A 13,071-nucleotide genomic window follows, 5' to 3' on the forward strand; every position below is an offset into this window, starting at 1 on the left:
GGTGTCCTTTCAGACGGGAATCAGGCGCACCGGCATCGAGGCCAGCGCGCGCAGCGTGTTGTTGAGGCGGCGTTGCGGCGCGCCGATGAGTTCGATGCGCGAAACGCGTTTGGCCAGCGCGGTGAGCACCACCTCACCCTCAAGCCGCGCCACCACCTGCCCCACGCAACCGTGAATGCCCGAACCAAACGCCATGTGGCCCGCGGGGCGGCGCTGGATGTCGAAGCGGTCGGGGTCCGGCCACTGGCGCTCGTCGCGGTTGGCGGCCGCCAGAAACGTGACGATCTTGCTGTCTTTCGGGATCTGCACACCCAACAACCCGGTGTCCTTCGAGGTGGTCCGGAAGAAGGTCTGCACCGAGGATTCAAAGCGCAGGGCTTCCTCGAACGCGGGGCGGGCCAGCGAGTGGTCGGCGCACAGCTGTGCGTACTGGTCGGGGTGGTTGGCCATGCACAGGATGGCGTTGCCGATGCCGTTGACGGTGGTGTCCACGCCGGCCGAGAGAAAGGAGCGCACCAGCAAGGGCGCTTCGTCGTGGGTGATCTCACCCGCGTCGGCCGCCTGGTAGATCAAGTCGCCAAAGCCACCGGGGCGCAGGTTCTCGCGCTGGCAGTGGGCCATGATCCAGGCCGTCACGGGTTGCACGAGCTCGGCGGACTTTTGCAGGCGTTCGTTGCGTGGGCCGAAGGCGTTGAAGATCATGTTGCCGTAGAGCAGCAGGTTCTCGCGGTTGGCGTCACCCACGCCCACTGCGTCGGGAAACACCTTGAGCGGATACACCTCGGACAGGTCCTTCACCGCGTCGATGGTCTCGCCCGCCATCTGCCGCGCCAGCAAGCGCTCCACGAGCGACTCGGCTTCGGCCGTGAAAGTGGCGCGGATCTGCATCACCGTCTTGGGCGAGAGGATGCGCGCCAGGATCGCCCGGGCCTTGGTGTGCGACGGTGGGTCCGCTTCCAGGATCAGGCTCTTGGGTCTGAATGGCGTTTCCTGGTTGAAGTTGGCCAACCCGACACCGGCCCCCGAGATGAAGGTGGCGTGGTCGTTGAAGACAGCGTGCACGGACTCGTGGCGCGCGCAGGCGTAGATGCCGTAGGCGGGAATCCACACCACCGGGCCGGCCTCACGCAGTTGACGGTGGGCTTCATAGGGGTCGCTCAGGAAGGCGTCGCAGTAGGGATCGACGTCGACGACGGGCACACCAGCGGGCGGGGCCGCCGTGGCGGGAGAAAGGGTGGCTGTGTTCATGGAACCTCCTGTCGTGTGTGTTGTCAATGAGCGCCGGCCACGCCGACGTAGCGCTCCAGCAGGTCCTTGCGCTGACTGAGGGCAGCGCTGTCGCTCTCGTGCACCACCTCACCGCGCTCGAGCACCACGGCCCGGGGAGCAAACCGAAGCGCGTCGTCCACCTTCTGCTCCACCAGCAGCACGGCCACGCCGGTGTCCTGAGCCAGGTGCTCGAAAGCGCGCATGAGTTCGATGCAGATGATGGGCGCGAGGCCCTCCAGCGGCTCGTCGAGCAACAGCAGGCGGGGTTTGCCGAGCAGGGTGCGGGCGACGCTGAGCATCTGCTGCTCGCCACCCGAAAGTTGCTGGCCGCCGTTCTGACGGCGCTCGGCCAGGCGAGGAAACAGTGCGTAGGCTTCGTCGAGCGCGCTGCGGGGGCGGCCCTTGAGACCGGCCAGCAGGTTTTCCTCGACCGAGAGCGACGGGAAGATGTCGCGCGTCTGCGGCACGTAGCCGATGCCGGCGTGGGCGCGCTCTCGGGCCGACCACGCCGTGATGTCCTGGCCGTCCAGGCGCACCTGACCGGCCTTCACGTCGGCCAGCCCCATCACCGCCTTGAGCAGCGTGGTCTTGCCCACGCCGTTGCGCCCGATGAGTGCCAGTCGCCCACCCGGGGCGAGCGACAGGTCTACACCGTGCAGCACCTGGACGGCGCCATAGCCGGCGGTGAGGTTGTCGATGTGCAGCAGATCGGTCATGCGATCAGGCCTCCGCGCCGAGGTAGGCGGTGCGCACCGCGGAGTGACGACGAATCTCCTGCGGCGTGCCCTCGGCCAGCAGCGCTCCTTCGGCCAGCACCAGCATGCGGTCGGCAAAGTTGAAGACCAGGTCCATGTCGTGCTCGATCATCAGAATGGCCAGGTCGCTGGGCAGCGTGTCCAGCGCGTCCAGCACCACCTGGCGCTCGCCGCTGGGCACGCCCGCCATGGGCTCGTCAAGCAGCAACACCTGCGGCTTGAGTGCCATGGCCAGCGCAATCTCCACCAGCCGCTGCTCGCCGTAGGCCAGCTCCACCGGGCAGCGCCGGGCCAGCGCGTCCAGGCGCAGGGTGTGCAGGATCTGCGCGGCCTCTTCGCGCACCGCATGAAAGCCGTCGAGGGCCCGAAACATCTGGTTGACCGAACCGTCGCGCTGGTGGATGGCCAGCTCCACCTGGCGGTGGATGGGCAGATCGAGCGCGAGTTGCGTGATCTGAAACGTGCGCGCCAGGCCACGCTGCACGCGTTTGGGCTGGGGCAGGGGCGACACGTCTTCACCTTTGAGCCACACGCTGCCCTGGCTGGGTGCGAGCACGCCGGTGATGAGGTTGATCAACGTGGTCTTGCCCGCGCCGTTGGGGCCGATCAGGCCGACGCGGTTGCCCGGGTGCAGCGCAAAGGACACGTCGCGCGTGACATGCAGGCCACCGAACGATTTGTGCAGCTGGCGCACATCCAGCAAAGGCTGTGAGCTCATGTGGCCCCCCGAGCGGTGGGCAACACGCGGGTCACGCGCTGGCGCAGGGCGTCGAACAGGCGCGCACGCGGAACCAGCACCACCAACACCAGCAGCCCGCCGATGATGAACAGCCAGTGGTAGGGGTTGATGGCCGATGCGATGTGGTGGATCAGCATGAACGCCGCCGTGCCACCGATGGCGCCGAACAGATTGCCCGCACCGCCGAGCACCAGCATCACCAGGGCCTCAGCCGAGAGTTCAAAGCCCAGCGTGTCCAGGCCCACGATCTGGTTGACCTGCGCGTTGAGCGCACCACCGATGCCGGCAAAAGCGCCCGCCAGCGTGTAGAGCTTGAGCAACTGCCCACGCACCGAGCCGCCGATGGCCGCGGTGCGCAACCGGTTCTGGTGGATGCCCACCACCGACAGGCCGAAGGGCGATCCCATGAGCCGGCGCATGGCCCACAGGCAGACCAGCATCACCACGAAGCAATAGACGAAGGCCACCTTGCCGTACAGGTCGAACGACCAGACCCCCAGGATCTTCTGCACCTCAAACCCTGTGAGACCGTCTTCGCCGCCGGTCCAGTCGCGCAGCTTGCTCGCGCCGTTCTGCGCGATCTGGCCCACGGCCACGGTGAGCATGAGGAAGGTGAGACCCTCGTAGCGCAACAGGAACAGCCCCGAGAGCAAGGCCAGCAGCGCACCGGCCAGGGCACCCGCCAGCAGGCCGATCAACGGGTTGCCGGTGAGGTGCATGGCCAGCAGGCCGGCGGCGTACGCGCCGACACCGAACAAGGCCGAGTGACCCAGCGTCGCCAGGCCGCCATAACCCACCACGAGGTCGAGCGACATCACGAAGATGGCCATGGTGGCGATGCGCGCGGCCAGCGGCAGTTGGTCGGGGAACACGAAGAAGATCAACGCGGCCAATGCAACCAGCAACAGGTAGGGCAGTGAGCGTTTCATGACATCAACCCCTGCGCGCCACCAGCAACCCATGGGGCCGCCAGGCCAGCAGCAGCGCCATGGCCAGGAAGAAGAAGAGTGAACCCCAGTCGGAAGCGAGGTACTTGCTGGCGGTGTCGATGATGCCCAGCGTGAGCGACGCCGCCAGCGAGCCGGCGATGCTGCCCATGCCGCCCACGGCCACCACCACCAGCACCAGCACGAGGTATTTCACCGGGTAGTACGGCTCCAGCGGCATGAGTTCGGCCCCCAGGATGCCCCCCAGCCCGGCCAGCGCCGCGCCCACCGCGAAGGTGAGCACGTAGACGAGTTGCACCGGAATGCCCAGGGCCGAGGCGGCCGCCGTGTTGTCGACCGTGGCGCGCAGCCACACGCCGAAGCGCGACTTGTTGAGCACCCAGAATGCGGCCAGCACCACCAGCAATCCGCTGGCAATCACCAGCAGACGCTGCGCGGGCAAGGTACGGATGCCGAGGTCCACCGCCACCGACAGGGCCGGCGGCAAGGGAATCAGCTGCACCTCGGGCCCGGCCAGCAGGTTGGCCGTGGCCACGAAAAGGAAGGTGAGACCGATGGTGAACAACACCTGCTGCAACTCGGTTCGGCGGTACAGGCGACGCAGCACCGTCACCTCCAGCAAGGCACCGAGCAGGCCGGTGGCCAGCACGGCCAGCGGCACGCCCACATAGAACGACAAGCCCTGCTCCCGCACCAGCCAGGCGGCGATGTAGCCACCGGTCATGGCAAACGCGCCGTGGGCCAGGTTCACGAAGCGCATGAGGCCGAGCGTGACCGACAGGCCCACGGCGATGATGAACAGCACCATGCCGTAGGCGATGCCGTCGATCAGGATGTTGGCGAGCAAGGTCACGCAGGGGTCCTCGTCTGGGACGCTGGCTTACTTGACCAGGCCGTGGTCGACCTGTGGCCCGAAGCTCTGCACTTCCTTGTTGACCATCAAGCCGCCGGCACCCTTTTCCACCGTGCGCAGGTAGACGTTCTGTGTGATGTGGCGCGTGTTGGCGTCGATGCTCACGGGACCGCGTGGGCTCTCCCACTTGTGACCTTTGATCGCGGCCATGGCCTTGTCACCGTCGCGCTGGCCACCGGTGGCTTCGATCATCTTGTGGATCACGGCCATGCCGTCCCACGCCCCCACCGTGGCGTAGTTGAGCACCGCGTCCTTGTTGACCTTGGCCACGGCAGCGGCAAAGGTCTTGTTGGCAGCGGAGTCGTGCGCGGCGCTGTAGTGGAAGGCGGTGGTCAGGCCCAGGGCCGAGTCGCCGAATTTCTGCAGGTCGAACTCGTCGGTTTCGGCGGTGCCCAGAAACTCGACACCAGCGGCCTTCAGCCCGTTCTCGTTGTAGGCCTTCACGAAGCCCAGGTTGGGCGGGCCGCCGGGCAGGAACACATAGACAGCTTGCGCGCCGCTGGCCTTGATGCGCTGGGCAAACGGCGCAAAGTCGGTGGTGCGGATCGGCATGCGGATGCTCTCCACCACCTCGCCACCCTGCCTGGTGAACTCGGCCTTGAAGGCGTTCTCGGCATCCACACCGGGCGCATAGTCGGTGACAGCCGTGACCACTTTCTTGATCCCCTTTTTGGCCGCGTGCTGCGCCAGCGGCACCGTCACCTGCCACAGCGTGTAGCTGGTGCGCACGTAGTAGTCGCTCTTGGTCGTGATGTCGGAGGTGGCGGCGTTGAACACCACGAACGGCGTCTTCGATTCCTGGATCACCGGTGCCACCGCAAACGCGTTGGGCGAGAACACGACGCCGCCCAGGTAGTCGACCTTGTCCTTGATCACCAGCTCCTGCGCCAGGGTGCGCGTGTTGGCCGGGTTGGGGCCGCCCTCGTCGCGGTAGATGAACTCGACGTCCTTGCCCGCGAGCTTGCCGCCCTGCTGGGCCACATAGCCTTCTGCACCCGCTTTGAACAGCGCGCCGTAGTGGGCGAACGGGCCCGAGAACGGCGCAATGATGCCGACCTTGACGGTCTGGGCAGCGACGCTGCCCATGGCGAACGCGGCAGTGAGCGTGCCGACCAGCTTCCATTGAAAACGCATGCTTGTCTCCTGGGATGGTGCTTGCGCTCTGGACGGCGAAGCTGAGGGCATCATAGGAAAACTAGTTGATATACCAACTAGTGGAAACCCCAACCAATTGGGTTTGATTTTGTCCCCTGGCTGGTGGACAGACAGCGGCGCGCGAGCAACCTACATTGCCACTCACCTCACGTTTGCAGACCAACCACCATGTTCATTCGCGATTGCTGGTACGTGGCCGCCTGGGTTCACGAGATTCCCGACCAGGGCCTGTTTCACCGCACCATCCTCGGCGAGCCTTTGCTGCTCTATCGGCTGGCCAATGGCTCCACCGTGGCGCTGGAAGACCGTTGCTGTCATCGTCATGCGCCGCTGTCGCTGGGCAAGCGCGAAGGCGACTGCGTTCGCTGCGGCTACCACGGCCTCATGTTCGATCCACAAGGGCAGTGTGTTGATGCACCGGGACTGGACCGGGTGCCGCCCCGGGCCTGCGTGCGCACCTACCCGGTGGCGGTGCGCAACCAGTGGGTGTTCGTCTGGATGGGCGATGCTGCCCTGGCCGACATGGCCTTGCTGCCCGACAACTTCTCGTGCGACCACCCCGAGTGGCACTACCAGCCGGGCTATCTGCACTACGACACGCCCTACCTGCTCATCTGCGACAACCTGCTGGACTTCTCGCACCTGTCCTACGTGCACGAGAACACGCTGGGCGGCTCCACACGGATCGCGCAGTCCAGACCGCTGGTCGAACGCGTGCCGCGCGGCATCCGCGTGACACGGCATGTGCCCGACGTTCCACCGTCGGCCTACTGGCAGAGTTTTCACCCCTTCACCACCAACGTGGATCGCTGGTTCATCTACGACTTCGTGCTGCCGGGCACGCTGCTGATGGACTCGGGCGGACGCCCCACAGGTCGCGACGAGAGCGACATGAGCGATGCCGTGCGCCTGCACAGCTGCCAGACCCTGACCCCCGAGACCGAAACCACGACGCACTACTTCTTCCAGCAGGCGTACCACGCGCCGGCACCCGACCCCGAGACCACGGCCACGATCTTCCGGGGCCTGCTTGCCGCCTTCGAGGAAGACCGCCACATGATCACCGCGCAACACCGCAACACCGTGCTCGCCCCCTTCGCGCCCATGCTGCCGCTGGGCATGGACCTGGCACTGGTGCAGTTTCGCCGCTTGATCGACGCCGAGCTCGCCCGCGAACAAACCCGCCTCGACAACGCCACCACGGGCACCGCGCCGCGCACGATTCCCATCCAACCACAACAGGAGACTCCCCATGCTGCGTAGATCCATGACCCTCGCGCTGGCGCTTGCGTGCGCCGCCGCTGTGCCGCTGTCGGCCCAGGCACAGTCGGCGCCCTTCCCCTCCAAACCGATCCGCGTCGTCGCTTCGGCCGCAGCGGGAGGCGCCACCGATTTCGTCGCGCGCACCGTGGGCGAGCGCCTGTCGAAGTCGCTGGGGCAGCCCGTGGTGGTGGACAACAAGACCGGGGCCAACGGCGCCCTGGCCGCGGCCGAGGTGGCGCGCGCCGCGCCCGACGGCCACACCCTGCTGGTGACGCTGGGCGACACGCTGATCAACAACGTGGCCATGTACAAAACGCTGGGCTATGAGCCGTTCAAGGATTTCGCCTACATCACGCAGGCGGTCCGCAGCCCAGCGGTGATCTCGGTCAACCCCGAGGTCTTGCCCGCGAAGAACATGGCCGACCTGCGCAAACTCGCAGCCGCCCAGCGCGGCAAGCTGACCTACGGCTCCTGGGGGCCGGGCGGCCTGGGCCACCTGGCCGGTGAACAGCTCAGCCGCACGCTGGACGCCGACATGATCCATGTGCCTCAGCGCGGCGAGGCGCCGGTGATGGCCGACCTGCTGTCCAGAACCGTGAGCCTGGGTCTCACGTCGGCCGGTCTGGCCAAACAACATGTGCTGGCCGGCAAGGTGAACGCACTGGCCATCATGGGCCGCGAGCGCTCGCCAGCGCTGCCGCAGGTGCCCACCATGCGCGAACAGGGTTTTGACGATCCACTGTTTGACGCGGCGGTGTACATCGCCTTCGTCGCACCCGCGAAGACACCCGAGCCGGTCATGAAGAAACTCACCGAGGAGATTCGCCGCGTCCTGGCCGATCCGGAAGTCGGGCGCCTCATGAACGAGCGGGGCCTGGAGATCATGAACAGCACACCGGCCGAATTCGCCACGAGCCACCGCACGGAATCGGAAGTGATCCTCAAGCGAATCAAGGACTTCGGGCTGACGCCGCAATAGCGCCTACGCCGTCGCGGGTTAGCCCCATTGGCCAGGGCGAGTGCGCTTCCTAAACTCATCGCCATGCACTCCACCTGGACCGTTCACGCGACACCACCCGGGCACGGCATCGATGCCGCCGCCTTCGAGGCGCTGCTGGACGTGCCCACCAGCGAGTCACCCGCCTCGGGCATGCTGGACTTCGTCAACGCGTTTGCCAAGATCGACTACCTCTCGCTGGTCGAGTACACCGGCAGTGTCCCCTCCCAGATCGACGGCTGCAGCCACCGCGCCGATCGCCCCAACATCACGGGCGAATGTTTCGCGCATTACAAGCGCCACTTCAGCCACCTCGACGAGGTCACACGCCTGGCCGAACACGTGCAGCAGGAACCACAGGCCACGGCCGATGTGGTCGTGCTGCACTATGGCCTGGCCGACATTCCCGACAGCGGCTGGCGCCAGGAAATCTTCGAGCATGCGAGGCTGACCGGGCGGCTCAGTCTGCTCTACGCACCTCTGGCCCACACCGCCTTCGTGATCAATCTCTACCGCGACGAATCGCTGGGCGGTTTTGCACCCGGTGAAATCGAACGCGTCCTGGTGGCTGCGCCCATTCTGCGCAAGGTGCACCTGAATACGCTGCGAACGCGTCGCGAGCGCCTGTCGCCCGAGGTGCGCCTGGGCCTCATGCTTCACACGCTGTCACAGCGCGCGCCCAAACTGTCCCGGCGGGAGTGCGACGTGTGTGCCCGCATCGCCAATGGCATCAGCGTGGACGGGATCGCCATGGAGATCGGTGTGGCGCCCTCCACCGTGCAGACACTGCGCAAGCGCGCCTACGCCAAGCTGGGCATCCACGGACGCCAGCAACTCATGCGCTTCACGAACTGAGCCGGGTCCGGCGCGCTCAGCGCTGACCGTCGTGCACCGACACCTTTTCTTTGGTCAACCCGCCCAGGCGTGAATGGATGCGCCCGCCGGTGCCCATGACGAGGGCAAACAGGATTTCATTGGGACGCGGTGCGTCCTGAATGCCGATCTCCATGCTGTTGTAGTGGCTGCGCACATAGGCGGCGTGGATGTAGTGCAGCGGCACCATCAACCGGTAGCCGGTGGCGGCCACGGCCTTGGAGGCGGGAACGATGGCTTTGGGTTCGCCCAGCACCGCGCGCATCGCCCAGCCCCCGGCCTCGTGCCAGACGGCGGCGTGCTCGAGCTCGCCGTTCACCCCCACGATGGCGGCCTTGCTGTAGACCTCCACCTGATCGCGTCCCAGCGTGGTCACCAGCTCTTCGGCCAGCAGCGTGCCCAGGTTGCGAAGTTCGGCCATGAAGGGCAGCAGGTCGAGCTCGTAGCGACCCGCGTAGGGGTTGCGGATGACCGCGCATGCCGCCGCCAGCTTCAATGGCTCGGCCGGCACCGGTCCCCCCTCGTGGTAGATGGTTTCAACGGTCAGGCTGCGCTTGCGGATTTCGATCAGGGACATGGTGTGTGTTCGTGTGGGAGGAGGCCGTCAACGCCGGCCAGCGCTCATTGTTTTGGAATTTTGGCGTCCGCGACCACTTGCGACCAGCGCTGGGTTTCGTTCGCCACCATGGTCTTCATTTCTTCCGGTGTGCTGCCCCGGGCCTCGCCGCCCATCTCTTCCAGACGGGCCTTCACGGACGGCAACAACAGCGCCTTGTTGATCTCGGCGTTGAGCCGATCCAGCACCGGCTTGGGCAGCCCGGCGGGCGCCAGCACGCCGGCCCACGAGCGCACGTCGTAACCCGCCACGCCCTGCTCCGCCGCTGTGGGCACTTCGGGCAGACCGGGCCAGCGCTGGGGGCCGGTGGCGGCCAGGGCGCGCAACTTGCCACCCTTGATGTTGGACAGCACGGCCGTGGGCGGGGCAATGATGAAGGGCACGTCACCCGACAGCAGCGCGGTGAGCGACGCCGAGTCGCCCCGGTAGGGCACGTGCAGCATCTGCACACCCGCCATCCTGGCCAGCAGCTCGCCCGCCAGGTGGTGCGTGGAACCGATGCCCGCCGTGCCGTAGGCCATGGAGCCAGGCGCCGCGCGAGCGGCGGCCAGCACTTCGGCAAAGCTCTTGTATCTGGACTCGGCCGTGGTCACCACCAGGAACGGAAAGAAGGTGATGGTGGAGACGGCGTCGAAGTCCTGCACGGTTCGGTACGGCAGCGTGTTGTAGAGCGCGCCCGCAACCGCATGGCCGCCCGTGGCCAGCAGCAGCGTGTAGCCATCGGGCTTGGCGCGGGCCACACTGCCCGCGGCCAAGGTGCCACCGGCACCGCTCTGGGCCTCGACCACGATCGGCTGGCCCAAGGTCTTGCCGATCTCCATGCCGATGACACGGGCGATGTTGTCGGCATTGCCACCCGGCGCAAAACCCTGGAGCATTTTGATGGGGCGCTCCGGGTACGTCTCGGCATGGGCCGGGAACCAGGGCGTGACGGCCAGGGCGGCGCCGGCCTGCATCAAATGTCTGCGTTGCATGGAATGTCTCCTTTGCGGGTGGTGGATGAAGCGGTGGCCACAGTGCGTGCCGTGGCGTTGTTCCGCGGGGTTGAATCAGGTCAGGGTTGCAGCACGATCTTTCCGGTGAACGTTCCAGCGTCCAGCAACACATGGGCCTGCCGTGCGTCGCTCAACGGCAGCAAGGTGGGTGCGGGTGCTGTCATGTGGCCGGCCGCCATCAGCTCGATGGCGCCCTGCATCAGCGCGCGCCGGCGCTGCGTGTCTTCGTCGAAGGTGTGCATGGAAAAACAGCGCACCGCCAGACTACGCCCGAGCAGGCTGCGCAGGGTGGCAAACACGTCCTGCGTGGGTGGGCCGGAGACGATGTTGTAGGAGACGGCCGTGCCCAGCGGTGCGAGGCTGTGCAGGCAGTCGATGAGGGTCTGCCCACCGATCGGATCGAGCGCCAGGTCCACGCCCACATGCCCGGTGAGTGCCTTCACACGCTGCGGCAGATCCGGTTCTGCCGGATCGAGCACTGCGTCAAATCCGTTCGCCATCGCATAGGCACGTTTGTCGGCCGAGCGCGCCGTGCCCAGGGTCAACATCTGGTGGTGACGCGCCAGCTGCGCCAGCATGGTGGCCACGCCGCCGGAGGCACCCGTGATGAGCACGCTGCGGGCATCGGCACGGCCACCGTTGAGCCCGAGCAGCAGCGCCTGGGCCAGCTGCAGATTGGGCAGGCTGACGGCGTCGGTGAACGCAATCGTTTCAGGCAGCCGGTACGGCGCGGTCTCGGGCACGACGATGGCCTGCACATAACAACCGCCGCGCTGCGCCAGATCGCGCGCACTCACCAGCACGCGGTCGCCCACGGTCCATTGCGTCACACCCGGTCCCACCTGGTCCACCACACCGGCCAGCTCGGCACCGGGAATGGCGGGCAACGGTGGCATCCATTTGTAGGTGCCGTTGCGGATCAGCGCGTCGGGGCGCCCGACACCGATCGCCTGGGCGCGCACCCGCACCGCGCCGGCACCGGCCTGCGGCTCGGGCAGCGCCACCAGCTGCAGCGCATCCGGACCACCCGGCGTGTGAACCTGAACCGCCTGCACGGGGCTTCGCCTCGCTCAGGCCTGCGCCACGACGGGATTGACCAGCGTTCCGATGCGCTCGATCTCGACTTCACAGACGTCACCGGGTTTCATGAACCACTGTGGCTTGCGGCTCCAGCCCACACCGGCCGGCGTGCCGGTGGCGATCACGTCGCCCGGCACCAGGGTGAAGATGGTGGAGGCGTAGCTGATGAGCTTCGCTATGGAGAAGATCATGTGGCCGGTGTGGCTGGACTGCACCACCGTGCCGTTGAGCCGCACCTCGAGCTTGAGCTCCGCGTTGGGCTCGATCTCGTCGGCGGTGACCATCCACGGACCGAAGCCACCGGTGGATTCAAAGTTCTTGCCCGATGCAATCTGCTTGGCGTGGAACTGCCACTCGCGCACGCTGCCGTCGTTGTAGCAGGCGTAGCCGGCCACGTGCTCGAAGGCATCGGCCTCGGAAATGTCGCGCCCGGCCTTGCCGATGATGACGGCCAGTTCACCCTCCCAGTCCAACGACTCGGAGACGCGGGGGCACACGATGGCTTGCCCGTGGGCCACCTGCGAGCGCCACACTCGAAGGAAGATGGGCGGCTCTTCTGACAGCTCGCGCTGCATGCCGGCGGCCAGCACCTCCTTGTGGTGGTCCATGTAGTTGCGCACCGCGCAGACGATCTTCTCCGGGCGCGGAATGACCGGCAGGTACACGATGGAAGCCAGCGCACCGTCCACAGGCTGACCGGCTGCGTCCTGTGCCGCCTGCGTCCAGCGCCCCGCGCCCAGGTAGTCGGCCAGCGTGGCGTGCTGCGGAAAGGCACGGCTGAGGTTCACGACGTTCTCGCCCACGGCGGCGCCGTAACTCTCTTGTCCGTGGTGAAGGTATGAAAGCAGTCGCATGAAGTCTCCTGGCAATGGGAAAGGGGTTGTTGGCGTGTGGAATCAGACGCGGGGCGCGGGCTGCGCAAAGCGGGCCTGCCACTCGTCGATGGGCATGAAGGTCGGGTCGGCGCGGCAGATCGCCTCCGTCTCGCGCATCAACTCTTCGTCGCTCTTGTCGAGGTCCAGCGGGTCGCCGTGGGGCTGGGCCACGTAGTACGGCGTGTCGATGTAGACCTCCACCGTGTTGCCCTCGGGATCGGAGAAATAGATGGACAGCGCGTTGCCGTGGTTGAGTCCGCGCATCTTGGTGGCGCCAGCGGCCAGCGCGCTCTGCCGGATCTCGCGCATCGACTGGATGCTGGGCACCACGAACGAGATCTGCATCACCGTGCTGAAGGTGGCCTCCTTCGGGCGACCGCCCGCGATGACCAGTTGGTGGTGCTGATCCGGGCTGGCGCTGAGGAAGATCAGATCCACCGGAAAGGTCTTGCCCTGGCCACGATCGGTCTGCGTCAGACCGAACACCCGGGTGTAGAAGTCCACCAGCACATCGGGGTCGGTGGCGTAGATGCCGAAGTGCGAAGGCGTGGGTCGGGTCACGGAAAGCATGGGCAGCCCTTCTCGAAGGTGGCG

At 66.5% G+C, this 13,071-nt stretch carries 14 protein-coding genes; 3 read left to right on the forward strand and 11 right to left on the reverse strand.

Translation table 11 applies throughout. The features are described from left to right. Positions 1-9: 9 nt before the first annotated feature. The 6 genes from IV113_RS12170 to IV113_RS12195 are packed head-to-tail and all read right to left on the reverse strand — an operon-like array spanning position 10 to position 5,757. Positions 10-1,248, reverse strand: coding sequence for a cytochrome P450 (locus IV113_RS12170; protein WP_291085112.1), 1,239 nt, complete (start codon positions 1,246-1,248; stop codon positions 10-12). 23 nt (positions 1,249-1,271) lie between these two features. Then, the gene (locus IV113_RS12175; RefSeq protein ID WP_291085115.1) at positions 1,272-1,985 is read right to left on the reverse strand and encodes an ABC transporter ATP-binding protein; all 714 of its coding nucleotides are present in this window, start codon (positions 1,983-1,985) and stop codon (positions 1,272-1,274) included. Positions 1,986-1,989: 4 nt separating this feature from the next. Next, positions 1,990-2,742, reverse strand: a complete 753-nt coding sequence (locus IV113_RS12180) for an ABC transporter ATP-binding protein (RefSeq protein WP_291085118.1) — start codon at positions 2,740-2,742, stop codon at positions 1,990-1,992. Continuing rightward, the gene (locus IV113_RS12185; protein WP_291085121.1) at positions 2,739-3,692 is read right to left on the reverse strand and encodes a branched-chain amino acid ABC transporter permease; all 954 of its coding nucleotides are present in this window, start codon (positions 3,690-3,692) and stop codon (positions 2,739-2,741) included. Before IV113_RS12185 ends, IV113_RS12180 begins: the two co-directional genes overlap by 4 nt. A 4-nt stretch (positions 3,693-3,696) precedes the next feature. After that, complete coding sequence (locus IV113_RS12190) at positions 3,697-4,563, reverse strand: branched-chain amino acid ABC transporter permease (RefSeq protein ID WP_291085124.1); 867 nt, start codon at positions 4,561-4,563, stop codon at positions 3,697-3,699. Between the two features lie 27 nt (positions 4,564-4,590). Beyond that, entirely contained in the window at positions 4,591-5,757 is a 1,167-nt protein-coding gene (locus tag IV113_RS12195) for an ABC transporter substrate-binding protein (RefSeq protein WP_291085126.1), read from the reverse strand. A 189-nt stretch (positions 5,758-5,946) separates the two neighbouring features. Between IV113_RS12195 and IV113_RS12200 the strand changes: the two genes are divergently transcribed. From IV113_RS12200 to IV113_RS12210, 3 genes are all read left to right on the forward strand, one after another. After that, the gene (locus IV113_RS12200) at positions 5,947-7,041 is read left to right on the forward strand and encodes an aromatic ring-hydroxylating dioxygenase subunit alpha (RefSeq protein WP_291085129.1); all 1,095 of its coding nucleotides are present in this window, start codon (positions 5,947-5,949) and stop codon (positions 7,039-7,041) included. Next, the gene (locus tag IV113_RS12205; RefSeq protein WP_291085132.1) at positions 7,031-8,020 is read left to right on the forward strand and encodes a tripartite tricarboxylate transporter substrate binding protein; all 990 of its coding nucleotides are present in this window, start codon (positions 7,031-7,033) and stop codon (positions 8,018-8,020) included. Before IV113_RS12200 ends, IV113_RS12205 begins: the two co-directional genes overlap by 11 nt. Positions 8,021-8,083: 63 nt before the next feature. Next, entirely contained in the window at positions 8,084-8,893 is an 810-nt protein-coding gene (locus IV113_RS12210) for a LuxR C-terminal-related transcriptional regulator (protein ID WP_291085135.1), read from the forward strand. 16 nt (positions 8,894-8,909) lie between these two features. Here IV113_RS12210 and IV113_RS12215 read toward each other — a convergent pair whose 3' ends face one another. The 5 genes from IV113_RS12215 to IV113_RS12235 form a co-directional block, all read right to left on the reverse strand. Continuing rightward, positions 8,910-9,488, reverse strand: coding sequence for an amino acid synthesis family protein (locus tag IV113_RS12215; RefSeq protein WP_291085138.1), 579 nt, complete (start codon positions 9,486-9,488; stop codon positions 8,910-8,912). Positions 9,489-9,532: 44 nt separating this feature from the next. Then, positions 9,533-10,483: a tripartite tricarboxylate transporter substrate binding protein gene (locus tag IV113_RS12220; protein WP_291085186.1), complete on the reverse strand. Its 951-nt coding sequence runs from the start codon at positions 10,481-10,483 to the stop codon at positions 9,533-9,535. Positions 10,484-10,581: 98 nt separating this feature from the next. Continuing rightward, entirely contained in the window at positions 10,582-11,577 is a 996-nt protein-coding gene (locus IV113_RS12225) for a zinc-dependent alcohol dehydrogenase family protein (protein ID WP_291085141.1), read from the reverse strand. Between the two features lie 15 nt (positions 11,578-11,592). Further along, positions 11,593-12,456, reverse strand: coding sequence for a fumarylacetoacetate hydrolase family protein (locus tag IV113_RS12230; protein ID WP_291085144.1), 864 nt, complete (start codon positions 12,454-12,456; stop codon positions 11,593-11,595). Positions 12,457-12,498: 42 nt separating this feature from the next. Next, positions 12,499-13,047, reverse strand: a complete 549-nt coding sequence (locus IV113_RS12235; protein ID WP_291085147.1) for a VOC family protein — start codon at positions 13,045-13,047, stop codon at positions 12,499-12,501. Positions 13,048-13,071: the final 24 nt, after the last annotated feature.

This window comes from Hydrogenophaga sp., assembly GCF_018780385.1.
GTDB lineage: Bacteria > Pseudomonadota > Gammaproteobacteria > Burkholderiales > Burkholderiaceae_C > Hydrogenophaga.